The organism is Algoriphagus locisalis, from assembly GCF_900116615.1.
In the GTDB taxonomy this organism is placed as follows: Bacteria; Bacteroidota; Bacteroidia; order Cytophagales; family Cyclobacteriaceae; genus Algoriphagus; species Algoriphagus locisalis.
In genome coordinates this window covers 1-24,495 of record NZ_FPBF01000002.1, presented here as the reverse complement: position 1 = coordinate 24,495, position 24,495 = coordinate 1, and the positions used below count along the sequence as shown (strand labels likewise).

The window sequence follows — 24,495 nt, the reverse complement described above, 5'->3', positions numbered from 1 at the left end:
TTCACCCAGCGGTTCAATTGCCCGCTTTATCAAAAATTCAGCTGAATATGAATACGAAGGAGTTAGTAGCGAAAGGATTGGAGCTTCCGTTGATGGAGGCTTTTTACACGATACAAGGAGAAGGAAGATTTACCGGGTATCCCGCTTATTTTATCCGGCTTGGAGGCTGTGACGTGGGGTGTGTCTGGTGTGATGTCAAGGAATCTTGGGACTCTGGCAAGTGGCCGGTTTTAGCCATAGAAAAGATTGTGGAAGATGCATTGGCTTTTCCGGGTCGATTGGTGGTCATTACTGGAGGAGAGCCTTTGATGTATGACTTGGGGCCTCTGACGGCACTTTTGAAATCCAAAGGATTTACTACTAATATTGAGACGTCAGGAGCTCACCCATTTTCGGGTGATTTTGACTGGGTTTGCTTTTCTCCCAAGAAATTCAAAAAACCGCATCCTTCCATTTATCAGCAGGCAGACGAACTGAAAGTGGTGGTCTTTCATCAAAGTGATTTTGCTTTTGCAGAAGAGCATGCGGAGCTGGTAAATTCTAACTGCGAACAACGTCTCCAACCTGAGTGGAGCAAGGCCGAAAAGTTTATTCCGGTGATCATTGATTTTGCAAAAAATCGCCCAAAATGGAAAATTTCGCTTCAAACTCATAAATTTATGGACATACCCTAAGTCCATGCGCCCTGTTCTAGTCGGAATTCTTCTTTTTTTGATCGTTTCTTTCGCGAATGCGCAAAGTTATTCGATCATTGATGGCAGGGCAATAAAGATGTATAAGGAGGGTGAAGAACTCACTATTTCCCGGCAGTATGATGCGGCTATAGGTAAATATCAAGACGCAATTAATCGCGAAGCCTCCTTCATGGAAGCTTATGTAAAATTGGCTCAGCTGCAGATTACGCAGGGTAAACTCGAAGAAGCTGAGAAAACAATAAGCGCAGGAAAGTCTCGACTATCGGGGAAAAATGCTACAGTAAAGCATAAGGCGGATTTGGGCTGGGTGATGACTCATATTTTTTTGAAGCAAGGTAAATTTCACGAGGCGGTAGATGAATTTGAAACGATAGACCCCTTGTTGGATGAAAATTTCAAAAAGTCGATCTCGTATGTAGAGACTCAAGATCAAATGGAGTTTTTGGCTTCGCAAGTAGGGAACTTTCAATCTATAGAAAAGGAAAAGCTCCCGGCTCCACTTAATGAATTTCAGCTTCAATATTTCCCAGTATTAACTGCTGATGGGGAACAGATTTTATTTACAAAGCGGGATGGAACCGGAAATAATGACAAGGAGGATATTTTTATGTCTTTTGTTTCTCCAGAAGGAAATTGGTCCAAGCCACAAAGTATCGCTCAAAACATTAACTCTATTTATAACGAAGGGACATGCTCTGTGACTGCTGATGGGAATATATTGATTTTTACTTCCTGTGATGCCCCTGATTCCGAGGGAAGTTGCGACTTGTATATAGCTTATAAGGTAAATGGAATGTGGCAGCGTCCAAGGAATATGGGGAAAAATGTCAATTCTAGATCCTGGGATTCCCAACCTTCACTTTCAGCTGATGGTAGAGTCCTATTCTTTTCTTCCAACAGAAAAGGTGGATTTGGGGGAAATGACATTTGGTTTAGTGTCATGCAAAATGATGCGACTTGGTCTGAAGCAAAAAACCTAGGAGATGTAGTAAACACGCCGAAGGATGAAATTTCGCCGTTTATGTTTTTTAATAACGAGATCCTGTTTTTCTCTTCGAATGGTCACCCGGGGTTTGGGGGAATGGACATTCAGCTTTCCAAGGTGCTCGATGGAGAATTTACAAAACCAGAAAATCTTGGTTGGCCAATCAATGACCAATTGGATCAAGTGGCTTTGTTTATCACTGCGCAAAAGGATTATGCCTATTTCACCGAACTAACTACATCCGAGAAAGAGCATGACCGCTCTTTGCTATATCGATTCAAATTCCCCGAAGAAATACCACTGGGGGAAAACCTGACAGTGACTGAAGGCAAGGTTTTTAATTCAAAGACGGGAGAGCCAATTGACGCTACTTTATCGCTTGTTTCTCTGACTAATGACAGTACTTTATACCGGTTCAACTCAGATGGAAAAACGGGTACATTTACCATGATCTATCCAGATAAAGCTATATCAGGGCTTTATGTGGAGAAAAAAGGGTATTTGCCAAAAATTTTCAATGTAGAACGCGACAATATTAAAAACGTAAAGGATTTAAAGGTGGAATTAGTCCCTGTTGCTGCGGGAGAGGAGTTTGTTTTTGAAAATGTATTTTTTGAGTTTGATGAATATGAGCTGAAAAGCGAGTCAATTTCATCCTTGAAAAGGCTTGTGAAATTTTTAGGAGAAAACCCAAATGTGAATATTCTGATCACAGGGCATACTGATAATGTGGGTAGCGCAAGTTACAATCAGAATCTTAGTTTACGACGTGCGCAGAGCGTGCAGCGGTATCTTATGGATCAGGGCTTCCATGAAGGTCGGGTTTTGGTAGAAGGAAAGGGTGACAAAGAGCCGATGGTTAAGAATGACAGTCCTAGTAATCAAGCATTGAATCGCAGGATTACAATCAAGATCTTGTAAAAAAAATGGATTTTTTTAAGTTGCGCTTGTCTCAAATGATGTCAACATAGTCTTTGGAATCATTTGGTTAGAATGTCTATGATTTATGATTTCGGACTGGCAAAGTGCTCTTAGTGTTTATGTTAGGTACTTGCCGTTTTACTAATAATTCTTGGGAGTCAAAAAGCCGGTTGTCCAAATATTAATATCCCGTTAACATAAAATCCCAATATGTTCGACTATTTTTTAAATCTTTAAACTATGCGTAAAGGTTTTTGAACTTTTTCTCTATGTTTGATCAGATTATAATTTCATTAAAATGTTATTTTGAGCAATAATAGTAATGTATTTTTCTATTGTGATTGCTAAAATTCTGTATAAGGGGCATATTCTGAAATTTAAATTACTTGCTAGAATAGCTTATGTAATTAGCCTCCATATGAGCTGATTTTAGTAAAAAATTAACTTTTGTTAACATTCAAATAACAAAACATAAATTTATTAATGGATCAATAGCTGAGTTTTTTCCAATTATAATTCTGTAAAAACGATGAAATAAGGATTTTCCATTATTATAATTTACTGGCTGCAGGTTAAAAATGTAACTTACTGTGTTGCGATATTGCGTCAATAAGAATATCATTGGACATAATATAAACCTTAATCAATCAAATATGAGGAAAGTTTTACTTCTAGGACTCATGTGGTTTTTATGCAGTGCAATAGCTTTTGCACAAGACCGCGTGGTTACTGGTACGGTTATTTCTACGGAGGATAACCTTGGAGTGCCAGGAGCAACAGTAATCGTAAAAGGAACCACCAATGGTACGGCAACGGACCTTGATGGTAAATTTTCATTAAGTGTTCCACAAAGTGGAGGAGTATTGGTCGCTAGTTTTGTTGGTTTCCTTTCGCAGGAAATAACTATTGGCAATCAATCCGATTTCACAATTATGTTGGAGCCAGACGCTAAACTACTAAGTGAGGTAGTGGTGACCGGCTACGGAACTCAATCTAAAAGAGAGGTCACTGGTGCAGTGTCTCAAATCAAAGGAGAGCTTATCGAGAACTTGCCTTTGCAGTCATTTGACAGAGCAATGCAAGGTAGAGCTGCGGGTGTTCAAGTTTCTTCCGCAAATGGACTTCCTGGTGGAGCTGTAAACATCAGAATTAGAGGTGTAGGTTCTGTAAATGCTGGAAATGAACCACTTTACATTGTAGATGGTGTTCAATTGAACAGCCGAAATGATGCAGACTTTACCCAATCCAATCCGCTAGCCTTCTTGAATCCAAATGACATCGAGTCCATGGAAATCTTGAAAGATGCTGCTTCTGCTTCTATTTACGGAGCGCAGGCTGCCAATGGTGTAGTTATCATCACTACCAAAAAAGGTAAGTCGGGAAAAGCACAGTTTACTTTTAACGTGTATGCGGGTACGACCGAACCGTTAAAATATCTTGATGTAACTGACGGTACAGAAGTGTATCAATTACGTAAAGAAGCTTATACCAATGCAGGTAACGGGCTTCCAGAGGCTAATGCACTTAATAGCATGGGTGAACTTCCTAGTAACTGGCAATCACTTACAAGAGATGAATTGGATCAAATCGCAGCTGATTTTGATTTTTACGATTGGCAGAGAGAAGCACTTATAACAGGGCAGATCAGAAATTATGAGCTATCCATGTCTGGAGGTGATGACCGAACTACTTATTTCCTTTCTGGATCATACAATCAGCAAGAAGCTACTGTTAGCCCTGTTAATTTCCAAAGAGGAACATTTGCTGTCAAATTAGCTACTCAAGCTAATAGTAAATTACGATTTGAGACTAATTTGAATTTGAGTACTTTCAGCCAAAACACACCATTTGCAACAGATGGAGCATTTTTGGGTAACCCTGCCTTCTCGGCAGCGACAGTTCTTCCGCAAAACCCAATCTACAACGAAGATGGCTCATTCAACGAAAGTATCAGCGGTATTCTAAATCAAAACGTAATTGCTGTAAATAGCTATAATTCAGGTCAGCAGCGCACGAATCAGTTTGTAGGTAACATTGCAGCTAATTATAAAATTCTAGACAATCTGACGTTCAGATCCCTATTTGGTCTTGATTACAGATTAGTTCAAGGAGAAGATTACACTGATCCAAGAACTCCAGATGGAAGGGGTGTTCAAGGTAGAGGTTCTATTCAATCTAACTGGAATGTTAACTTCATTACCACGCAGACCTTGAGCTATAACAAAACCTTTAACTCTGTTCATAATGTGTCTGGTATTTACGGTATCGAGTTTCGTCAGGAGACAAACCAAGGTATCTCAGGATCAGCGACAGGATTTCCTACTTTCCAATTTAGAACTGTACAATCTGCAGCGATTCCAGAGGATATCACCTCTTTTTGGACTGGATTTAAGAGATTGGGAACATTCCTTCAGGTTAATTACGATTACAATAAAAAATATCTAGTTACCCTAACAGGTCGATATGATGGTTCATCTAGATTTGGAGCAGACAATCTTTACGGTTTTTTCCCTTCAATAAGAGCGGGTTGGTACCTAAAAGAAGAAGATTTCTTGAAGTCAAGCTCAACGATTTCGGAATTGAAACTTAGAGTATCCTATGGTATCACTGGAAATGACCAAATTGGAAACTTCGATTCAAGAGGTCTTTATCAAGGCGTAGGTACTTATAATGGGTCTGGTGGTATTAGACCTGTAGGCCTTGCTAACCCTGAGCTATCTTGGGAAAAGAACAGAACCTTCAATATTGGTCTAGATTATGGGTTGTTCGGAAACAGAGTTAGCGGTGCTATTGATGTCTTTAACAGAGAATCTACCGACTTATTATTCCCTCAGCCAATCCTTTGGACTAATGGTTTTGGCTCAGTTACCAGAAATGTCGGTAGCTTAGAAAACAGAGGTGTGGAATTTGAAATTAGTACAGTAAACGTCAATACCCCTAGTGGATTTAGATGGAATACAGATTTCAACATTACTTATATAGAAAACGAATTAACCTCCTTATATGATGGATTAACAGAGCTTCCTTCTGATCCTGCTATCCGGGTAGGTGAATCTTTAGGCTCATATTTCTCTTATGAATATGCTGGAGTTAACCCTGCTACTGGTCGTCCGATGTGGTATGATATAGATGGTAACTTAAAATATCAAGTGCAAGCTGCAGATCGAAAAATCCTAGGAAACTCACTTCCTTCTTGGTACGGAGGTATGAATAATACATTCTCATACAAAGGATTGGAACTGACAGTATTCTTCCAATATGAATATGGAAGATTAATCCCTGACGGTCAGGTTGGATTCATGAGAGAAAATGCTTCAAGATTGACGTTGAATGCACTTCAGCAAACTTACGATGCAAGATGGACTGAGCCAGGTCAAATTACTTACCAGCCTAGAGTTTATTCAGGAGGTACAGAGCCAAGATCATCTGGAATGAATACTGGAGGTGCTTCCCTATTCAATGCTGACTACATCCGATTGAAGCAAGTTTCCTTGGCGTACAATCTTCAGCCTGCTTTATTGAGCAAAATCGGCTTGACTAGAGCGAGAATTTATGCTACTGGAGTCAACCTTTGGACTTATGCTGATGGTTATCCTGGATATGATCCAGAATTCTTGGGCTCTGCTACAGGTATCATTCCTCAAACAAGAAATATTACTCTTGGTCTTCAAGTAGGATTTTAATTAAAAACATTAAAATGAAAATATTTAATAAATCACTCAAAAATCTCCTTACACTAGGGATTGTTGGCGTCACTCTCTTCGGGAGTGGCTGTGAAAGCGCTTTGGAAATAGATCCACGTCAATCTATCGATGCAGGCATCGCACTTGAGACTCGTGGTGGTATTACTGCTGCTATTAACTCTGTTTATGCAAGACTTCGTTCTGCTGATAATTATGGTAGAGCATTAATAGTTGATGCAGATGCATTGGCAGACTTAGGTGTAGCTACTGGTAATTCTGGACGTCAGATTAACCAGGCGCGTAACCAGTTCAATACTCACATAAACAACTGGCAGAATAGCTATTACGCTATTAACGAAATCAATTTGATTCTGGAAGCTATTCCAAACCTTGTAGAAACACCTCCGGTTTCTGAGGATGAAGCTAATTCCTGGAATGGTCAGATGAAGTTTCTTCGGGCGCTTTATTACTTTGACTTGGTTAAGGTGTATGCATATATGCCGGGTGCTGTAGTAGATCAGCTAAACAAAGGTGGTATTCCTGTAGTGTTGGAAGGTGTTATTTCCACTGAGTTAGCGCTTACCAGACTACCAGCTCGTGAAACTATTGATGCTGTTTATTCACAAATCTATGCAGATTTGAACGATGCAATTTCTCTACTTTCCAACTCTTCTAATCCATACTATGCTTCTCAAGGAGCTGCTTATGGCCTACTTTCTAGAGTTGCATTGTACAGAAAGGATTATGCGACTGCAGTTTCTGCTGCTACACAAGCTTTAGCAAGCAATTCAGGAGTAATTCTATCTGGTAATGCATACGTAGCTGGTTGGAGATCTGAGTCGAATCCAGAGTCAATGTTCGAGGTTAGGTTCTTCAACGCAACTGAAGGAGTCGGTGGAGTAAACGAATCTTTACAATCATCTACAACTTCTATTATTGATTTGGGAAATCCTCAAAGCCAAGGTGGATGGGGTGACTTTGTTCCAAATGCACTTTTACTTGAGCAAATCGGCGTATCAGCATCGGGATCAGGTTCTGACCCTAGAGCTTATACAGTTACTAGAGGTGCTGACATTAGAGCGGAACTTTATGCTGTAGGAAATGGTAGAGGAAGTGGACCTAAATTAGAAGTGACTAAATATATGGGTAAGTCTGGTGTTCCTTATGTGGACAATGCTCCAGTGCTCAGAAAGTCTGAAGTACTTCTTAATAGAGCTGAAGCACAGACTTATGCTGGTGCTGCACTGAATCTAGACGCTGCACTTGCTGACCTGAATACATTTAGAGCAGCAAGAGGTTTAGATGCGTTTGTAAGTTCAGACGCAGATGAAATTCGTGAAGAAATATTACTTCAGCGTAAAATAGAATTGGCATTTGAAGGTCAAAGATATTTTGATTTGAAGCGTTTAGGAAGAGATATCATCAAGCCTCAAGGTGACGTAGCTTTTACTGATATCAGAATTCTTGCGCCACTCCCTCAAAGAGAAATCGATGGGAATCCGAATCTTGTTCAAAATGAAGGTTATTAATTATAAGATATGAAATCATTAAAATATGTCGTAATACTCGTAGCCTTAGCATTTTCCTCTTGTATAGAGCAGGAGCTAGCCTACGAAACATTTGATGGGTCTGTGGTTGAGTTTGATGCTACAGTTCTTAATTCTCCGTCTCCAGGAAAGGTATTTCCTTTGTTGACTCGGGTACCTAATTATGGTTTTCCTGTAACATCGTCTAATCCAGTTATCAGCGAGAGTTCAGGGACAGTTAGATTTCGAGTGAATTTTGTTAGTGCTCATCGTACTAGTGATGTTACTATCAATTACTCTGTAGTATCTGGTGAGACTACTGCTGTAGAAGGGGTTCATTATTCTACTCCTGGTACTTTGGTAATCCCAGCAAATTCAAGCTACGGTGAACTTGAAGTTCAGACTCTTCCAAATGACACAGATGCTACTCCAGTAACGCTAGTTTTGCAACTGGAAGGTAATGGGTCTGATGTGTTACCAAGCGAAAATTTCAAGCAGCTAGGTATCAGCATTTCTCAAAACTAGAATTAGTTTGAAATAATTTAAAGGAGGGGCGGAAGTCCCTCCTTTTTTGATTACCATTGAAAATAAAAACTATAACCAACGAATGAAAAAGCTCTCTTTAATCCTACTTACTCTGCTTGTGTCCCATTATGGCGTTTGTCAGTTGACTAATCTTCAAAATATAGCAAATGGGACCCCTTTAACAGCTAATAACCCTGACGTTTCAGGCAATCCATATTTCACTGATTTTGTAGCAGGTGAAGTTTTACTTGCTAATGGATCTGTATTTGGAGGTTTGATCCGATACAATAGCTACACGAATGAATTGGAATACAAAGAGGGGTTTGATGTCTTTACGCTAGAAGAAAGGCAGGTTCAAAATTTTAAAATTACTATTGATGGTAAGCAGAAAGTGTTTGAAAAAGGGCTTTATCGACCTGCTAATGCCAACTTGTTCTATGAGCGACTGGCTGAAAATAATGGGATGACACTAATTAAAGTTTATACAAGTGCAATTGGACAAGATTCAAATGCCTCATCCTATGGTTCCGTCATGGGGAAGGCATTTATTCAAAGCATGACTGTATTTCTTTGCAGTAATGACGATTGTTCTGAAGTCAAGAATAATAAATCCTTAATTGCATCCCTGCCTGAAGAAAAGCAAGATGAAGCTGCAGAGTTGATTAAAAAAGAAAAGCTAAATCTAAAGAAAGAAGATGATGCTATTTATTTTATTCAAACCTTACCCTAGACTTTTCATAACAAGCTCTATTCAGATGATATAGTCAAGTGGTTCTGTTTACTCGATCTTTTCACTAAATTTGCACCCAATTTGAAAAGGTAATGATTTACGTTTGTAGAAAAGAACACTTCAACGCAGCTCACAAGCTTTGGAATCCCAACTGGTCTGACGAGAAGAATGTAGAAGTATTTGGACCTTGTGCCAATGTCAATTGGCATGGGCATAACTTTGAGTTGATAGTAATGGTAAAAGGACTCCCTGACCCTGAAACAGGCTTTGTGGTGGATCTAAAGAAGCTAAGTGCCATCATCCGAAACTTGGTCATTGAGAAAGTTGATCACAAAAATCTGAACGTGGATGTTGATTTTATGCAAGGGAAACTGGCCAGTTGTGAAAATCTGATTATGGAGTTCTGGAAGATTCTTGAGCCAGCTGTGAATGAAATTACATCACAGGGGGGGCTGCATAAACTTACGCTTTACGAGACTCCTAGGAATTTTGTGGAGTATTTCGGAGAGTGAGATTTTCAGTAAGTAGTGAGTTGTAAGTAGTATTTGTTGTGGATTATTTTTAAACAATTGGTATTATGGCATACGTTAATTTTTATTATGAGCTAGATGTTTATAAGCTTTCAAGGCAATTAGCAAAGGATGTGTATTCGATTTCGAATAATTTTCCGAAAGAGGAAAAGTATTCTCTAACTGATCAGATAAGAAGATCATCAAGATCCGTCGGGGCGCAAATTGCTGAAAGCTGGGCCAAGCGAAGATATATCAATCATTTTATTGCTAAGCTTACAGACTCAGATGCAGAGCAATATGAAACCCAACATTGGATCGAAGTCGCTTTGGACTGCGAGTTAGTTAGTACTCAAGAAAGAGATTTAATTGTTAAAACATGTGAGATCATAAATCAAAAGTTGAATGCTATGATGTCGAAAGCACCTTTATTCTGTACAATTGCTAAAAAGTAAATTTCATCAATCGTGTTCTTCTGATTTTACAAAACTAACCACTTACAGTTTACCACTTACAAATACTAGACTTGACTTCCCCTCACAAACTCTACATCATCTCCGGCGAGCGTTCAGGTGATCTACATGCTTCTAACTTAGTAAGGTCACTCTTGTCAAAAAAACCGGATTTAGACATCAGAGGAATGGGGGGGAGTTATTCCAAAGAAGCTGGAGTTGACTTGGCTGTTGATTACGCTGAAATTGCATTGATGGGGTTTTTGGAGGTGGTTTTGGGATTTCGAAAAGTATTGAAATACCTCAGTATTGTTAAGAAAGATATTTTGGCCTATAAACCAGACGCAATTATTCTGGTAGATTATGGCGGTTTTAATATGAAAATTGCCGCTTTCGCCAAAGAGAATAATATCCCGGTTCATTATTACATTCCTCCAAAAGTATGGGCATGGAATCAAAAACGTGCTTTGAAGCTAAAAGCATTTACTGATCACATTTACGCTATTCTTCCTTTTGAACCTAGATTTTTTGAGAAGTATGACATGAAGGTTCATTATGTGGGGAACCCTTTATTGGATGAAATCCCAAAGTTTCAAGCCCATGAGTTTTTCTTCCAGAAAAATGAACTCAGTTATCAACCAATTATTGCCTTGCTTCCAGGAAGTAGAAGGCAAGAGATCAATGTGATGCTAGATAGAATGGTGGCTTTGGTGAAGGAATTTCCAAATGCTCAGTTTGTCATTGCTGGAGTGAAAGATCTTGGTACTGAGATTTATCAGCGAGGTGTGGATGCTGGGATTCGGGTAATCTACGATCAGACCTATGACTTGCTTTCACATGCTATTGCAGCGGTGGTTACATCTGGTACAGCCACTTTAGAGACTGCTTTGTTTCGAGTTCCTCAGATTGTTGTGTACCGTACAAGTTCAGTTTCTTATGCGATAGCAAAGAATCTAATCCGCGTGCCTTATATTTCTTTGGTGAACTTGATTGCTGACAAAGAAGTGGTGAAGGAATTAATTCAGAATGATTTTTCTATCCCAAATCTGAAGTCTGAACTTCAACAGATCTTAGGCAATCAGGTTTACCGGGGGCAAATGCTTCAAGGTTATGATTTGATCAAAGAGCAAATCGGAGAGGGGAGTGCTTCCGATAATACCGCTTCACTCATACTAGAGGGTTTGGACAAAAAATAAACCCTGCCTCGGATGAAGCAGGGCTTGATATTAGGCTACTTGAAGTCTTTTGAACTTCGACTTATCAAATTTTTCATGAGCGTATTTAGCATCGATGATCAATTCTTTGATGGAATCATCTGATGGAATATCGTACATCGCATCGGTGATGATCGCTTCGCAGATTGATCTTAATCCTCTAGCTCCCAGATTGAATTCTACTGCTTTTTCTACGATGAAATCAACGCCACTTTCTTCGAAAGTAACTTTCACTCCTTCATAGTTGAGCAGCTTGGCATATTGCTTCACCAAAGCATTTTTAGGCTCAGTAAGAATTCTTTTCAATGCATCAGCATGTAATGGATCTAAGTGAGTTAAAACTGGTAGACGGCCAATTAGTTCTGGGATTAAACCAAAAGCTTTTAAATCCTGAGCTGTCACATATTGCAAAAGGTTTTCCCGATCTGCAACTGCATCTGCCGCAGCTTTACTGAATCCCATTGGTTGTGTATTCAATCTCTTGCCGATATGTCTTGAGATACCGTCAAATGCTCCGCCACAGATAAAGAGAATATTCTCGGTATTTACAGCGATCATTTTCTGATCAGGATGCTTACGCCCGCCTTGAGGTGGTACGTTTACCACAGTGCCTTCTAGAAGCTTCAACATTGCCTGCTGCACACCTTCTCCACTTACATCTCTGGTAATGGATGGATTATCTGATTTTCTTGCGATTTTATCCAACTCATCTATATACACGATTCCTCGCTCTGCAGCTTCTACATTATAATCCGCAGCTTGGAGCAATCTAGTCAAGATACTTTCCACATCTTCCCCTACATATCCAGCTTCTGTCAAAACAGTTGCATCAGCAATACAGAAAGGTACTTCTAGCGTTTTTGCCAAAGTTTTGGCTAAATAGGTTTTACCTGTTCCCGTATCACCCACCATGATGATGTTAGATTTTTCAATCTTTACCTCATCATTTTCGTCTTTTTGGAAAAGCCGCTTATAGTGGTTGTACACAGCCACCGTCAAAACTTTCTTCGCATCTTCCTGACCAATAACGTATTGATCTAGGTATGCTGTGAGTTCTTTCGGTTTCTTGAGTTTGATTTTAGGTTTTGCATCACCTGGTTTCTTGGCTTTGTCTTCTTCGCCAAGTATCATGTGTGCTTGATCGATGCAGAAATTGCAAATGTGAGCAGAAATGCCCGACACCATTAGATCTACATCTTTCTTATTTCTACCGCAAAAGGAGCAGGTAACTTGAGCCATTATTTTGGTTTTTTAACTAGTACTTCATCGATAAGGCCGTAAGCTTTTGCTTCTGGCGCTTTCATCCAATAATCTCTTTCTGAATCCTTTTCGATCTGTTCTGGGGTTTTTCCAGTATGCTCAGAAAGAATTCCATACAATTCTTCACGCATGGAAAGGATAAGCTTCAAGGAAATCTCCATATCTGTGGATTTTCCCTGCATTCCACCAGAGGGCTGGTGAATCATCACTCTGGAATGCTTTAGTGCAGATCTTTTTCCTGCGGCACCTCCTGCAAGTAACACTGCTCCCATAGAAGCTGCGATACCGGTACAAATGGTCGCAACATCTGGGCTGATAAACTGCATCGTGTCATATATTCCAAGACCGGCAGTCACAGATCCTCCTGGGCTATTGACATAAAGTAAAACATCTTTCTTAGAATCCACTGATTCTAGGAAAAGGAGTTGTGCTACAATAATATTCGCAATATGATCATCTACCCCTGTTCCCAGGAAAATGATACGGTCCATGATCAATCTAGAGAATACGTCAATTTCTCTGAAATTCTGAGGTCGCTCTTCGATTACAGAGCGAGTCATGTTTTCAATATGTTGCGTGTACTGGTCAAACGCAGTACCACTCACGCCTTGGTTGTGGATGGCGTATTTACGGAATTCTTCTTTGTTAATCATCTTTCGAGTTTGTTGTGGTAAGCAAAAATAAAAAAAGCCCTTTAATAAGAGCTTTTTTATGATGATTTAAGCGAATTACTTATCTAAAAGTTCCTTGAACTCATCGATAGTAATATCCTTTTCTTTCACGCTGATTTTGTCAAGAGCGAAAGCAAGTACTTTTTCGTTTTGAATTGAGGTAAGCATATTCATATAGTTCTGACCCTCTTCACCTTTCAGGTAGTTGTCAACGAACATATCCATGCTGTCCTCCATCTGTGATCCAAGACCTGAGGCTGCGAATTGCTCGCGAACCATCTGCTTGGTTTTCTCGATCACTTCTTCGTGCTCAGCTTTGATTTCATTTTTGGTAGCAATCTCGTTAGAGATCAAAGACCAAGTTAATTGCTTAGCATAGATAGGAAATTCCTTCTCGATATCCTCAGCTGTCACTTTGCCTTCGTTTGCAATCATCAACCACTCTTTCAAGAAAGTCTCAGGCAGATCTACTTTAGCAGCATCTGTCAATACTTTCTTCAATTCCTCCTCAGTGAATACCTTAGACTCCTTGTCGTAATTAGCCTGAAGCGTCTCGCGTACTTTAGTGATAAATCCCTCTTCAGAAGAAACTTGATCAGGACCGAATATCTTGTCGAAAAACTCCTGGTTCATTTCAGCAGTCTCAGTTCTGTTGATGTTTTTAACAGTCAAAGTGAAAGCTCCTTCTAGATCAGCAGACTCTTCTGCGCTTAGTCCGAAAGCTTCTTCCCACTGACCTTTTTTCACATCTTTCGCTTCGAATTCTACGACAGATTCTTTGCTTACGCCGATGAATTTGCCTGCAAGCTTCTTAGTGATTTTAGTCAAATCCAAAGAAACAGTTTTCTCAAACTCACCTTCAGTAGCCTTCAAGTCTCCGTAGATACGGTCACCTTCTTCACTTACCTCCGGATTAGTGCTATTACCATACTGAGACTTAAGATTGTCAAGTGTTTCGTTGATCAACTTGTCATCTACTTTGATGGAGTATTTTGTTGCTTTGATTTTAGAGTCCAGGGTTAGATCTACAGTTTCGACGAATCCGATTTTATAATCAAATTCAAAATCTTTCTGGTTTTTCCAGTCTATAGTGGCATCCTGATTTTGAGGAAGTGGATCCCCTAGGATTTTGAAAGTTTGCTCTTTCAAGTAAGTATTCAGTGATTCGCTAAGGATAGAGTTGATTTCCTCTACGAGTACAGAGGTACCATACATGCTCTTCACCATAGAGATAGGAGCCTTACCAGGTCTGAATCCTTTGATGTTAGATTTTTTGGCAAAGTCCTTAAGTTTTGCGTCAACCTTAGGTTGGTAATCTGCTTCGTTTAATTTAATTTTAATTAAAGCTTGATTTGCTGAATGCTTGTCTTGTGTGATTTCCAAAGCTCAAAATTTAATAATGAAGATTAACTAAAAACCCCCAATCCCTTCCCTGCTTTTGAAGACAGTTGAGTGATTGAGGGTTCGGTATTTAGTGCGGATAGAGGGACTCGAACCCCCATGCCTCGCGGCGCTAGATCCTAAGTCTAGTGCGTCTACCAATTTCGCCACATCCGCAATACGTACAAATCAGATATGAATATTGATTCCAAATCCAATTGTGGATGCAAATGTAGGTACTATTAAATAAAATGCAATAGCATTCAAAAAAAAATATTTATCATTTGATACAAGATGAGTCTCTGCCCATTTTTGTATTAAATTCCTCCTGTATGATTGAAGTGGACATAGAAGAAGAAAGAAAAGAAATACTCAAGCGCTACCGCAAGCTATTGAGACAGGCAAAACCCATCCTTAAGCCTGGGGATGCAAAATTGATAAAAAGAGCATTTAATGTGTCGCTGGAGGCGCACAAAGATATGCGTCGCAAGTCTGGAGAGCCTTATATCTACCATCCACTTGAGGTTGCATTAGTTTGTGTAGAAGAAATCGGTTTAGGTACTACCTCCATCGTCGCAGCTTTGCTTCATGACGTGGTTGAGGATACAGAGTGGGAGCTTGAGGATATAGAGCGGGAGTTTGGCTACAAGGTCATGACGATCATAGATGGTCTTACGAAGATTGCTGGAGTCTTTGAATCTGGAAGCTCCCAACAAGCGGAGAATTTCCGGAAAATGCTCCTCACGCTTTCTGATGACGTGCGTGTAATCCTGATTAAACTAGCTGACCGACTCAATAATATGAGGACGCTGGCTAGCATGCCAAGACACAAACAGCTGAAGATTGCGTCTGAGACGATGTACCTCTATGCTCCATTGGCGCATAGATTAGGACTTTACACCATTAAATCTGAATTGGAGGATCTGTATTTGAAATATACAGACACCGCCACTTATAAGGATATTGTTTTCAAAATCAATGAGTCAAAATCCTATCGAAACAAATTTATCAGGAGTTTTATCCTGCCGATAGAGGAAGAACTGAAAAGAACGGGATTGGATTTTACAATCAAAGGACGTCCTAAATCGGTTTTTTCCATCTATAATAAGATGAAGAAGCAGGGGATTCCTTTTGAGGAGGTTTATGACCTCTTCGCAATTCGTATTATTCTGAATAGTGATTTGGAAAGTGAAAAGGCGGATTGCTGGCAAGTGTATTCTATTGTGACAGATTTTTATAGACCAAACCCAGATAGACTTCGGGATTGGATCAGTACACCGCGCTCGAATGGCTACGAATCGCTACATACCACTGTGATGAGTGGCACTGGCCAATGGGTGGAAGTACAGATTCGTACCGAACGGATGGACGAAATAGCTGAGCGTGGATATGCTGCTCATTGGAAATATAAAGACAGGGAAAACTCAAAGGGACCATCAGGACTTGACGATTGGATCACTCAGGTACGTGGCTTGCTCGAATCCAATGATGGGAATGCGATCGAATTTATGGATGATTTCCGGGGAAATCTTTTTCATGATGAAGTATTTGTCTTTACTCCAAAAGGTGATTTGAAGGTGTTGCCTTTTGGCTCAACTGCTTTAGATTTTGCTTTTGAAATCCATACAGAAGTAGGGGCTAAGTGCATTGGAGCAAAAGTCAATCAGCGCCTGGTGCCTATTTCACATAAATTAAAAAATGGGGATCAGGTAGAAATTCTCACGTCTAATAAGCAAAAGCCTACCGAAGATTGGCTTAACAATGTAGTAACTACCCGGGCAAAAGCTAAAATCAAAGATGCACTACGTGAGGATAAAAAATCTGCTATTCTGGATGGACGGGAGATCGTGCAGCGCAAGATGAAGCAGATGAAGATGGAGTTCAATTCCGAATCTGTTGATAAACTTCGTGCGTTTTTTGAATTGAAAACGGCGAATGAATTTTATTATAGAGTTGGGATTGGAGCTATTGATCCCACGTCGATTAAGTCATTCAAGGAATTTAAGGCTACCCAAAAGCTTCAAAATAAATCGAGTCAGGAGAAAGTCAGAGACGAGTCTTCGTTTACCAAAGAGATAAAAAGCCTGAAAGGTCCAGACCACGATCAGCTCTTGATTGGAGAGGATATGGATGTAGTGGATTATATTTTGGCTAAATGCTGCAATCCTATCCCTGGAGATGATGTATTTGGATTTGTGACTGTGAATGAAGGAATCAAAATACACCGAACTTCCTGCCCTAATGCGCTGGAGTTGCTTTCCAATCATGGCAATAGGGTGATCAAAGCAAGATGGACAAGCCAAAAGGAAATTGCTTTTCTGGCTGGGTTAAGAATCCTTGGTACCGATAGAGTAGGGTTGATAAATGATGTCACCAAAGTGATTTCCAACGAATTGAAAGTGAATATGAGGTCGATTACCGTGGATTCTGATTCAGGGATTTTTGAAGGTACAATCAAACTTTATGTGCATAGTACCGAGCATCTTGATAAGCTGATTGAAAATCTTGTGGAAGTCGATGGAATACTAAAGGTTTCAAGGTTTGATTGATACATTGAATCATTTCTTACTTACAAAAGTTATATTTGAAAAAATACCCAGCTAATGCCTTTGAATACTACTCATTTTGAAGAGGTAAAAAAGATATTTACAGCCTATCTTGAAACAAAGAAGCTACGGAAAACTCCGGAGCGCTATGCCATCTTAGAAGAGATTTACTCCCGGTCAGGACATTTTGATGTAGAGTCGCTGTACATCAGTATGAAAAATAAGAACTATCGAGTAAGTCGAGCCACTGTTTACAATACCCTTGACCTCCTGGTGGAGTGTGATTTGGTGACCAAGCATCAGTTTGGGAAAAATCTCGCCCAATTCGAAAAATCCTACGGTTTCAAGCAGCACGACCACCTGATTTGCACAGATTGCAATCAGGTACTGGAATTTTGCGACCCTAGGATACAAAATATTCAAAATACAGTTGGTGAAATATTGAACTTCAAAGTTCTACACCACTCCTTAATATTGTATGGCAGTTGCCATAAGGAGAATTGTGAAAATAGAAAAGAAGAAACACTATGAAACTAACGTATAATACAAGCAAAGATGAGCTTGCAAATTACCTTTTCATTCAGGGAGATTTGATAGGAGATGAAGTTGGTCCTAAGCTCGTTGAAGTTGTTTCAGATGCTGTTGAAGAAGGTGTGAAAAAGTTTGTGGTTGACCTTAGTGAGGTGAGGTATATTAGTTCAAGTGGTATCGGTCTTCTGATCACCATGCTCACTAAAATGCGCAACAAGGACGGCGAAGTATATCTGACTGCTCCATCTGAGCATGTGAAGAAATTGTTGATAATCACCAAGCTGAATAATATTTTTACAGTTTTTGATTCAATTGATGAGTTTAAAAAGAAGATATAGTTCCTTTTATTGTCTATTAATTATTTCTTTTTCCTGTTCTGAGAAGCCAATCTCGGAACAGGGCTATGTACTGGAGGTTTCTGACCGCAAAGAGTTTTTTATAGGGGATGGAGGCCTTACTACTGACGGGAATCATATGGTTTTTCTTGATTCCTCTAAAACCAAGGGAACTATTTATAATAGAATTGCCCATTCATTGGACAGCATTTATATTTCTGCTGATTCAGCTTGGTCTCAGGACGGTGATATTATGGAAATTGAGGGGCCTTCTGGGGTGGGTACAGTATTTACCTATTTTAGTACACGAAAATTTAATATTTTCATTAATAGCCAGCAATTTTTCAGACAGAAGGTTCAAACCAAGGAGGTGTCTAGTAAGTTTTTACAAGAATATGGGGTTTTTGGAGATTTGGAATACCCTGCCTTAGCTATTTCTGGAGGATCTCGGGAATTCACCGGTTTGGATAGAAATGATAATATTGGATATTTTATCTATGATTATGAGAACCGAATCAAGGTAATTGGATATAGTGTAGATCAAGATTCCATGTTTAATTTGCCTGTGGCCTTAGACTCCTCTCGTTATTATAATACTAGGTTTAATGTTAAGTGGAAAGGCTTGACAATGGGAGGGGGAGATGAACCGCAACTGAGCGTTTTTGGGAATAAACTAGTGGTGAGCTACCCTAGTTTTAGTGATGTTTTAATTTATGATTTAAATTCAGGTTTACACCATACCTATACTTTCGAATCCAAGTTTTTTCCATCTCAAAAAAGAAGACCCGAAAACTATAAAGGCGAAGTTGATTCTGGAGAGTTATTGTGGGAATGGCAAGAAGCTTGGCGCAATCAAGTTAGATTCGGATCGATTAGTTTCATTGAAGATCTCAATGTTTATGTTAGAGCGGTTAAAGGGGAAGGAAAGAAGGATGCATCGCTTTTTTTGGAAGTGTTTGATTCAAATTTCAAAAAGGTAGGAGAGCTAAATTTGTCAGAAATTAATCAGGATTTATCTACCACTTTCATAAATACCAATTATGGTTTGATGTTCAGAGCCAAAGATCAGCCAGATGAGGATGTCATGTATTATTACGATGTTAATCTGAACGAAGAGAAATAATTACGCTCTTTCCCTTGGTTTTCTTTGGGCTTATCGCAAATTTCACGCTTCAAAAAGTCAAGTGTAACAGATAAGACCGCACATCAAATGAAGATGGATGTACTTCTAGGTCTCCAGTGGGGAGATGAAGGAAAAGGAAAAATAGTGGACGTATTAGCGCCTAAGTATGAAATTGTAGCCCGTTTTCAAGGTGGTCCTAATGCTGGACATACATTGGAATTTGACGGAATAAAGCACGTTTTACATCAGATTCCTTCAGGAATATTTCGCTCACAAATACTGAATATAATAGGGAATGGGGTCGTTCTGGATCCAATTGTCCTAAAAAGAGAAATCGATGGTTTAGGTAAATTTTCCATTGATTACATGAAAAATCTAGTGATCTCTAAGAAAGCTACGATAATCATTCCTACTCATAAGCTGCTAGATGCCGCTTCGGAGAAATCCAAAGGGGATAAGAAAATAGGTTCAACATTGAAAGGTATCGGGCCAACCTATCAGGATAAAATAGGTAGAACTGCACTGCGTGTAGGTGATATTCTAAGCCCTGATTTCAAAGACAAATATGAGGCATTAGTTGCAAAGCATAAAACTACCCTTTCATTCTACAGTCATACACTGGATGAATTGCCGGGAATGGAAGAGCAATTTTTCGCTGCAATTGAGTTTTTCAAAACTCTGAATCTAATTGACAGCGAATACGTGGTAAATGAGGCCTTGGATTCTAATAAAAGGATTCTTGCTGAAGGCGCGCAAGGTTCACTATTGGATGTGGATTTTGGAAGCTATCCATTTGTGACTAGTAGTAGCACAATGACTGCCGGAGCTTGTACAGGATTGGGCGTTGCTCCTTCTAAAATCGGTGAGGTTTTCGGAATTTTCAAAGCGTATTGCACCAGAGTTGGTAGTGGTCCTTTTCCTACTGAGCTATTCGATCAGGATGGTGAAGACATGAGAAAAGAAGGAAATGAATTCGGTAGTACCACTGGCCGCCCACGAAGATGCGGTTGGCTAGACTTACCAGCACTTCGTTATTCCATCATGATCAACGGCGTTACGCAATTATTCATGATGAAAGGTGATGTGTTGAATATCTTTGAGCAAATCAAGGTCTGCACACATTACGAACTGCCTTCTGGAGAAAGAATTGACAAACTGAGTTTTGAGATCACAGAGCAAGAGGTTTCTCCGGTTTATAAAACCATGAAAGGATGGAATTGCTCTTTAGAGAATATCCATTCTTATGAGGAATTTCCTGCTGAATTGAAAGATTACGTAGAATACTTGGAGACAGAGTTGAATGTTCCGATCAAATTGGTTTCTGTAGGACCTGATCGAACGCAGACAATCATGCGTTAAAATTTACACAACAAAATGCTAAGCCCTGGATTAATAATTCAGGGCTTTTTTATTGTTTGTTGTTTAAAGTGTATTTTGGCTTTCCCATTATTAACCAATGAAAGACTTGAGGATTTTACTTTTAGCTTCTGCATTTTTCTGCCTTTTTTTCAGTACGGATACTATGGCGCAAGTAGGTTTTCCGTATTGTGAGACGTTTGCTGATCAAGAGTCTTTAGGAGCTTCAACAGTATTTGGTGGAAGCGCTAGACTTCAGGATGGTGTGTTGCGACTGACAGATGCTCAGCAAGAGCAAAATGGATACGTTTATATAGACATTCCTTTTTCGCCTGCATATGGCATCAAAGCTTCTTTCGAATACTTCATGTATGGTGGAACAGGAGCGGACGGATTGACAGTGTTTCTGTTCGATGCAGTTGTTCAGAATTTTAGACCTGGGGGTTTTGGAGGCTCTTTTGGGTACGCGCAACGCAATGGGCAGGCAGGAATGACAGGTGGATATTTGGGGTTGGGATTTGATAGTTTTGGGAATTTCGGTAATTCGTCCGAAGGAAAAGTTGGTGGCTTTTTAGGAGGGAGTCCAGGTCTTTTTCCAAACGCTATTTCTTTACGGAAGGGAGGAAGCGGGGTGAATGGATATGATTTTGTCATTGGGAAAATAACGGATACCCCACTGCCGGGACAGGAGGTTTTGGCTTTGGATGTGGACTTTAGGTTTCCATTAAGTTCTGGAGGCCAAGGTACGAGTAGAGTGACAGATCCCAATCAGATTGGCTACAGGAAGGTTTATCTTGATTTGCAGCCGCATCCCAGTGGAGAGGGGTATTTATTTAAACTGGAAATGGAGGTTACCACCCAGACGGGAGAGCCTCGTTTGATAACTATTTTCCCGGGAAATGCATTTAATTTTGATGCACCGGAATTCCTGAAAATTGGCTTCGCAGCATCTACGGGTGGTGAAACAAACATTCATGAAATCAGAAATCTAATCGTAGAAGTGTCCAATGATGCTGGTCTGGAAAATCCTTCAGGTGTCGATTTCACAGATTTTGCTTCCTGCGAAGGACAAGAGAATACATATTTCATCACGGATGAAGAAGTCATTCTTCCAAATGAAAATAGCGAAATTCGGTGTCTGCAGTTTTATAGCTCGCTTGACGAAATAGACGCAGAGACAGAAGATATCTGTGCCCAAGGAAAATGTAGGGAAGAAAACAGGGTTTTGGAAATTCCCGAAGGAACGTTCAAAGCCGGGACCAATGGCGGCGACTTCACATTTTTTCCAAATGAAGGCTTTACTGATCAAAATGTCACTGTTTATTACACCATAACTGATACGTATGGGAAAAGCTCCTCGGGAAATGCAATGACCTTAAAAATTCAAGAATCTCCGGAGCCGATAAGCATTTTTGAAGATGATAATCTTGAGATCGTAGAAGAAGTTAGATTATGCGGAGGAGAATCAGTGACCTTTACCTCTAGAGGCGGAGAGATCTATGAGCGCTATGAATGGTACAAAGATGATCAACTAATAGAAGGAGCTACTTCAAGTCAATACACGGCAAGATCGCAGGGAGAATTTTTGGTGAAGGCTTTTAACAGGAAAAATTGTCCTGCTATTTCCAATGTGATTTCAGTGAGTTTTCCGGAATTCCCTGATTTTGATTTCGAATCACCAGTTGTTGGTTGTATTCCTGGGGAGCCAGTGGATGTGACAAACAGTATTTCAAATTATGACCCATTTACCTATGATTATAAACTTTCCAACGGAGGCCAAACCTATTTGAATGATGAAATGAAGGAAGTTTCAATCTCGGGAGAATATCAATTGCAGATTAAGCATGCGGATTTAGCTTGCTACTCATCTCCTGAGTCTTTGCAAGTTGTTATTCTTGAGGAAGAGCTTATCGCTAATTTCGACTTTGAAATAAGAGGCACAGGCGTGAAAGGTGAAGAAGATGGTGGGTTTTTTCCTGATGATGAATTTCAATTTAGAGACTTATCTCCAAATGGTGCTCAAAGCTGGAGCTGGGATTTTGGAGATGGATCAGTTTCTACTGAGAAAAATCCAACTCACATTTATGGTAAAAAAGGTGAATTTGATGTTACACTTACCGTCACTAACATGTGGGGCTGTGAGGCATCTCTGACTAAAAGAGTTTCTATTATTCGAAGTTACAGATTAATGTTTCCAACAGGATTCACTCCGCTCGCTAGTTCCAATCAATTTTTTCTTCCAAAATCTAAAGGTTTGATTTCAGGTGAGCTATCGATTTTTAACACCTGGGGAGATCTCATTTTCCAAACTGATGATTTTATGACTCCGGGTTGGGACGGTAAATTAGAGGGAAAGCTGCTGGATGCGGGGATATACGTGTATAGGTATGATGCTGTAGCTACCGATGGAGAAAAGGTAACTAAGTCTGGTAAATTCAAATTAATCCGATGATGCCTAGATTTCACCTTATAGTTATTCTATTTTTTCTTGTTGTCAAAGTACATGGCCAAGATGTTCAGTATTCTCAGTTTTATGCAAACCCCTTCTATCTGAATCCTGCTTTGGCTGGAAGTACCGAGTTAACGAGAGTGGGGGTTAATTTCCGTAATCAGTGGCCTGCATTGGATCAAAGCTTCATAGCATACACAGCTTATGCAGATTTTTTCTCTAAAAAGTATAACTCGGGAATAGGAGTCGTTGTATCAGGGGCAAGGGAGTCCTTTACTCAAAGCACGACTTCTGAAATAGGTCTGGTTTATAGTTATAGACTAAGGTTGGGAGAAAAGCGGTTCCTACATGTTGGAACCCAAGTGAGTTTCCTATCACGGGATGTGCTTTTTGATCAAGTGATTTTGGGTACTCAGATAGACATAGATAAGGGAGTGATTGTGGGTGAACCAGGCAACGGGTTTACTGGTGACAGTCGGTTGCGGGCTGCAGACATGAATGCAGGTCTTTTATATTATGAGGAAAAGTTTTGGTTTGGTTTTTCTGCTTTTCATCTTTTGGAGCCTCAGATCAGCTATTTGGAAGTGAATTCAAACAGGCTTCCGGTCAAGTATTCTTTTCACGGAGGAGTTAGGTTTAATTTGGCTCCTGGGAATATTAATGATTATTTCAATAATACGGATCAAGAAAGGTCGCTAGCTCTAGCATTTAATTACAAATCTCAAGGTGTATTCGATCAACTTGACATAGGAGCAGAGTTTTATTTCGAGCCTTTGATCCTTGGCTTTTGGTATAGGGGACTTCCTACTAAGTATAATCTGCCTAATAGTGAGTCATTGATTGGACTTATTGGAGTTGAATTTGATTCAGGCTTGGATTTTGGGTATAGCTATGATTTTTCTATTTCCAAGTTAGGTCAGCGAGTTTCGGGCGGAGCTCATGAGATTTCGGTTAGGTATGTTTTTTCTTTAAAAGACCCTAGCAAAAAGTATTATCCTGAGCTGCCGACCTTTAGGTATTAATTCAAATTCTCTTTACAAAATAAATTGTTTTAACATCTAATGGTACTTCTGAATTTATCTTTAAGACCAGTTAAATTTTGAAGATGGGACAGGTAAATTGACCCTCTAAAATCTTTTTCTTTTGTAATCAACGAGTTAGATGTAATTCCACAATTTTCTTCCAGTCTGCTCTTGCCCTTAAATAAAAAAGGTAGATATTTGCACTCCCAAACGACGCAGACGGTGTCAGGGCAGGAGCGGAGATCGGCTCTAAAAAGGTTTGAAAAAAGAATAGGAAATTAATTTAGCTGCGGGGCTAGGAAGTCAAAAGAGAGTTCTTACCTTTGCGCACCCATCTGAAGAGAGGGGTTAAAGCATCGAGGGATTAGCCTTTGAAAACTTTCAAAATAAATTTCACAAAGGTTATTGCGGTTTAAAAATAAGCTCTTACCTTTGCACTCCCTTCAGCAAGGAAGGGGAAAAAACGGAGCGGAAATCGAAAGATTGAGGCATCTGACCAGAACCACAAATGCGTGGTACTAAGTTCTTTGAAGTGATGTAAGACGAAAAAAATAGTAACCTGAGAACAGACAGGGAGACGTT

19 protein-coding genes and 1 tRNA gene are annotated in these 24,495 nt (G+C 39.7%); 16 read left to right on the top strand and 4 right to left on the bottom strand.

Annotated features, from left to right (window positions below):
- The first annotated feature begins 47 nt into the window (after positions 1 to 47).
- From BM386_RS04880 to lpxB, 9 genes are all read left to right on the top strand, one after another.
- Positions 48 to 674, top strand: a complete 627-nt coding sequence (locus BM386_RS04880; RefSeq protein ID WP_091692831.1) for a 7-carboxy-7-deazaguanine synthase QueE — start codon at positions 48 to 50, stop codon at positions 672 to 674.
- A 4-nt stretch (positions 675 to 678) separates the two neighbouring features.
- Positions 679 to 2,601 (top strand): OmpA family protein, encoded by a 1,923-nt coding sequence (locus BM386_RS04875; protein ID WP_091691979.1) that lies wholly within the window; start codon positions 679 to 681, stop codon positions 2,599 to 2,601.
- A 653-nt stretch (positions 2,602 to 3,254) separates the two neighbouring features.
- Positions 3,255 to 6,284 (top strand): SusC/RagA family TonB-linked outer membrane protein, encoded by a 3,030-nt coding sequence (locus BM386_RS04870; RefSeq protein ID WP_091691978.1) that lies wholly within the window; start codon positions 3,255 to 3,257, stop codon positions 6,282 to 6,284.
- A gap of 14 nt (positions 6,285 to 6,298) precedes the next feature.
- Entirely contained in the window at positions 6,299 to 7,813 is a 1,515-nt protein-coding gene (locus tag BM386_RS04865) for a RagB/SusD family nutrient uptake outer membrane protein (protein WP_091691977.1), read from the top strand.
- 9 nt (positions 7,814 to 7,822) lie between these two features.
- Positions 7,823 to 8,335 (top strand): DUF4843 domain-containing protein, encoded by a 513-nt coding sequence (locus BM386_RS04860; RefSeq protein WP_091691976.1) that lies wholly within the window; start codon positions 7,823 to 7,825, stop codon positions 8,333 to 8,335.
- Between the two features lie 82 nt (positions 8,336 to 8,417).
- Entirely contained in the window at positions 8,418 to 9,065 is a 648-nt protein-coding gene (locus BM386_RS04855; RefSeq protein ID WP_091691975.1) for a hypothetical protein, read from the top strand.
- 92 nt (positions 9,066 to 9,157) lie between these two features.
- The gene (locus tag BM386_RS04850; RefSeq protein WP_091691974.1) at positions 9,158 to 9,577 is read left to right on the top strand and encodes a 6-pyruvoyl trahydropterin synthase family protein; all 420 of its coding nucleotides are present in this window, start codon (positions 9,158 to 9,160) and stop codon (positions 9,575 to 9,577) included.
- Between the two features lie 65 nt (positions 9,578 to 9,642).
- Positions 9,643 to 10,029 (top strand): four helix bundle protein, encoded by a 387-nt coding sequence (locus tag BM386_RS04845; RefSeq protein ID WP_091691973.1) that lies wholly within the window; start codon positions 9,643 to 9,645, stop codon positions 10,027 to 10,029.
- A 71-nt stretch (positions 10,030 to 10,100) separates the two neighbouring features.
- Positions 10,101 to 11,222 (top strand): lipid-A-disaccharide synthase, encoded by a 1,122-nt coding sequence (gene lpxB / locus BM386_RS04840; RefSeq protein ID WP_091691972.1) that lies wholly within the window; start codon positions 10,101 to 10,103, stop codon positions 11,220 to 11,222.
- A 30-nt stretch (positions 11,223 to 11,252) separates the two neighbouring features.
- Here lpxB and clpX read toward each other — a convergent pair whose 3' ends face one another.
- From clpX to BM386_RS04820, 4 genes are all read right to left on the bottom strand, one after another.
- Complete coding sequence (gene clpX, locus BM386_RS04835; protein WP_091691971.1) at positions 11,253 to 12,479, bottom strand: ATP-dependent Clp protease ATP-binding subunit ClpX; 1,227 nt, start codon at positions 12,477 to 12,479, stop codon at positions 11,253 to 11,255.
- Entirely contained in the window at positions 12,479 to 13,153 is a 675-nt protein-coding gene (locus tag BM386_RS04830; protein ID WP_091691970.1) for a ClpP family protease, read from the bottom strand. The genes clpX and BM386_RS04830 overlap by 1 nt, the downstream gene beginning before the upstream one ends.
- A gap of 75 nt (positions 13,154 to 13,228) precedes the next feature.
- Complete coding sequence (gene tig, locus BM386_RS04825) at positions 13,229 to 14,554, bottom strand: trigger factor (protein ID WP_091691969.1); 1,326 nt, start codon at positions 14,552 to 14,554, stop codon at positions 13,229 to 13,231.
- A 92-nt stretch (positions 14,555 to 14,646) separates the two neighbouring features.
- Positions 14,647 to 14,728 (bottom strand) — tRNA-Leu (locus BM386_RS04820).
- Between the two features lie 155 nt (positions 14,729 to 14,883).
- Between BM386_RS04820 and BM386_RS04815 the strand changes: the two genes are divergently transcribed.
- From BM386_RS04815 to BM386_RS04785, 7 genes are all read left to right on the top strand, one after another.
- Positions 14,884 to 17,100, top strand: a complete 2,217-nt coding sequence (locus BM386_RS04815; RefSeq protein WP_091691968.1) for a RelA/SpoT family protein — start codon at positions 14,884 to 14,886, stop codon at positions 17,098 to 17,100.
- Positions 17,101 to 17,154: 54 nt separating this feature from the next.
- Entirely contained in the window at positions 17,155 to 17,628 is a 474-nt protein-coding gene (locus BM386_RS04810) for a Fur family transcriptional regulator (RefSeq protein ID WP_091691967.1), read from the top strand.
- The gene (locus BM386_RS04805; RefSeq protein WP_091691966.1) at positions 17,625 to 17,966 is read left to right on the top strand and encodes an STAS domain-containing protein; all 342 of its coding nucleotides are present in this window, start codon (positions 17,625 to 17,627) and stop codon (positions 17,964 to 17,966) included. The genes BM386_RS04810 and BM386_RS04805 overlap by 4 nt, the downstream gene beginning before the upstream one ends.
- On the top strand, positions 17,944 to 19,086 hold the full coding sequence (locus BM386_RS04800) for a DUF4221 family protein (RefSeq protein ID WP_091691965.1): 1,143 nt from the start codon (positions 17,944 to 17,946) through the stop codon (positions 19,084 to 19,086). Before BM386_RS04805 ends, BM386_RS04800 begins: the two co-directional genes overlap by 23 nt.
- Positions 19,087 to 19,173: 87 nt before the next feature.
- On the top strand, positions 19,174 to 20,445 hold the full coding sequence (locus tag BM386_RS04795) for an adenylosuccinate synthase (protein ID WP_091691964.1): 1,272 nt from the start codon (positions 19,174 to 19,176) through the stop codon (positions 20,443 to 20,445).
- A 97-nt stretch (positions 20,446 to 20,542) separates the two neighbouring features.
- Entirely contained in the window at positions 20,543 to 22,894 is a 2,352-nt protein-coding gene (locus BM386_RS04790) for a PKD domain-containing protein (RefSeq protein ID WP_091691963.1), read from the top strand.
- Positions 22,894 to 23,913 (top strand): PorP/SprF family type IX secretion system membrane protein, encoded by a 1,020-nt coding sequence (locus BM386_RS04785; RefSeq protein ID WP_342029137.1) that lies wholly within the window; start codon positions 22,894 to 22,896, stop codon positions 23,911 to 23,913. The genes BM386_RS04790 and BM386_RS04785 overlap by 1 nt, the downstream gene beginning before the upstream one ends.
- Positions 23,914 to 24,495: the final 582 nt, after the last annotated feature.